The organism is Oleiphilus sp. HI0079 (assembly GCF_001635105.1).
Map to the genome: position 1 here is coordinate 1 of NZ_LWFT01000671.1, position 2,517 is coordinate 2,517.

Genomic DNA, 2,517 nt, shown 5'->3' on the forward strand with positions numbered 1-2,517 from the left:
TGTAGCAATCCATGTTCATCGAAGGCACTTAAACACCTTGCACAAGATGGCGCGATAGCAAAGCGCTGAGTACGATAGTACGACCAAAGGTAAAGAGTGCACTGGATGTAGCAATCCATGTTCATCGAAGGCACTTAAACACCTTGCACAAGATGGCGCGATAGCAAAGCGGTTATGCACTGGATTGCAAATCCACGTAGGCCGGTTCGACTCCGGCTCGCGCCTCCATTTTCTCACCGTTGGTGAGCACTCCTGCCGGGGTGGTGAAATTGGTAGACACAGCAGACTTAAAATCTGCCGGCCGAATAGGCCGTGCCGGTTCGATTCCGGCCCTCGGCACCATTTAACTCTTTCATATACCTCCATAAGACCCCAGTTATTGATATTTATCAGTTAGTTAGTCCTTATTCAGTAGTCATATGACTCCATAGCATTCCATACCAGCCCAGCGTTTTAGTTACGTCAGAAGTAATGCGAAGGCACTTCGGGGTATATCGGAAAAAGCCGTTCTCGGAAAAATAAATTTCACAAAAGTTCACAATTTTTTCTGTGGTGTTTCATGCCATATCATGGTGCTTTATGGGTAAAAATATCCTTTTATATCAGTTGGTTGAGCGTTTTTATGGCTGTTTTTATAGCTATGTTTTGGCGTTAGCATTGCTACCTGTGTTCATTAAATTGATTGAGGTATGTGATGGCAAGAGGTGTAGTTCCCCTAACAAACACGAAGATTAATAGTCTGAAACCAAAAGAGAAAGTAAAGGCTTATGCTGACGGAAATGGCCTTTATCTGAAGCATGAACCAACAGGGACCAAGTGGTGGCAGCTTGTATATGCAAGACCATTCTGCGGGCGTCGAGCCAATATGAGTTTGGGGCGATATCCTGATCTAACTCTGGCCGGTGCGCGATTAGAGGCTGCAAATTGCAGGTCTTTGTTAGCACAAGATATCGACCCTAAGGCTCACCGAGAAGAGCAGAAAAGGGAGAATCTAAAAGAACGAAAGAATACCTTAGCTGTTGTGGCTAATGAGCTAATTGAATCCAAGCGCTTGAAAGTCAAAAAAGAAACCGCTGACACGATGCAGTTGCGTTTTGACAAACATCTCTTGGCAAAGCTTGGTGATATACCTTTAAGTAAAATTGATGTCAGAGATGTTGAGCTAACTCTTAGACCTCTGGTGAATGAAGGCAAACTGGAGACGGTCAAACGTCTAAGTACTTTTATCAACGAAGTAATGCGCTATGCATTTATTCGTAGAATCATTCCATTTAACCATCTGGCCGACATTTCCAAGTTATTCCCAAGCCCTAATGTGCGGCATTCGCCGACGATACCCTGCAAGGAATTGCCAGATTTTCTAGAAACACTTTCGAACGCCAACATCAGGCCACTAACCCGTCTGTTAATACTATGGCAATTACATACCATGACTCGCCCAAAAGAAGCCGCAACAGCACGTTGGGATGAGATTGACATAGAGAGCCGTGAGTGGGTAATTCCGGCAGAAAAAATGAAAATGAAGAAAGAGCATACAGTTTATCTGAGTGATGAGGTAATCGCTCTGTTACGAGAAATCAAAGACCTAAACACTAATCGTGAATATCTCTTTCCGGGCTATAGAAACCCTAGAACCCATGTGAACAGCGAAGCCGCGAACACCGCGTTAAAACGTATGGGCTACAAAGATCGAATGGTGGCTCATGGGATGCGAGCATTGTCCAGTACAACGTTGTATGAGAGTGGAAAATTTCGATCAGAAGTTATCGAGCAATCGTTAGCACACGCAGAAAATAATGAGGTTAAGGCAGCCTACAACAGAGCGAAGTATGAGGTCGAAAGAAGGGAGTTAATGGCATGGTGGGGAAAACATATTCAGTCTGCATCTCTGGGGGATATGGCTGTTGTTTCACTTGATGATTGGAGGGTAGGAAATGGGTAAGAGAAGTCAAGATTTTATAGATAAGCTGAAAGCAGATGTTGAAGTATTCAAAGGCGATGATGGAAAGGACTACGCACTGTGCATGATACCGTCCAAAAATACGCAGGAGCTATTTCTAATCGAATCTAAGAGCTTTAGGGAGTATTTAGAGTTTCGATATTATGACGAGTATGGAGCATTGCCTTCGCACGACGAGGTACGCGAGTTATTAACAGTATTCAAGATCATGGCCATGTACGCTAAGACCCGCAAATTGGCTCTGCGTGTGGCCGCTGAGAATGGACGATATTTCGTAGACCTCTGCAATGATCAGAGGCAGGTTATCGAAATAATGACTGATGGTACTGGATATAAATTTGTTGACGATTGTCCATTTGTATTCAAGCGGCTCAGTACTATGGAAGCTTTGCCAGTTCCAAAAGAGGGAGGTTCCATTGATGAACTATGGAAATATGCTCCCGTCGATAAAAAATACAGAGATTTGATCATAGTATTCATTCTGGATGTTTTGAAAGCAGATACAGAATATTGTTTGCTTGAGATTGTGGGAGAGCAGGGCAGTGCAAAAAGTTTTC

At 43.6% G+C, this 2,517-nt stretch carries 2 protein-coding genes and 2 tRNA genes; all 4 read left to right on the forward strand.

What is annotated here, in order from left to right:
• The first annotated feature begins 154 nt into the window (after positions 1–154).
• Positions 155–228 (forward strand) — tRNA-Cys (locus A3750_RS12140).
• A gap of 26 nt (positions 229–254) precedes the next feature.
• Positions 255–342: transfer RNA gene (locus A3750_RS12145), tRNA-Leu, on the forward strand.
• 352 nt (positions 343–694) lie between these two features.
• Positions 695–1,942 carry an integrase arm-type DNA-binding domain-containing protein gene (locus A3750_RS12150; RefSeq protein WP_068548310.1) on the forward strand — a complete coding sequence of 416 codons (1,248 nt, stop codon included), beginning with the start codon at positions 695–697 and terminating at the stop codon, positions 1,940–1,942.
• Positions 1,935–2,517 (forward strand): hypothetical protein (locus A3750_RS12155; RefSeq protein ID WP_156498552.1); only part of this gene is annotated, 583 nt, incomplete at its 3' end. The genes A3750_RS12150 and A3750_RS12155, both read left to right, overlap by 8 nt.

Coding starts and splice junctions, on each gene's coding strand:
- A3750_RS12150 (WP_068548310.1), top strand. CDS start 695: ATGGCAAGAGGTGTAGTTCCCCTAACAAACACGAAGATTAATAGTCTG.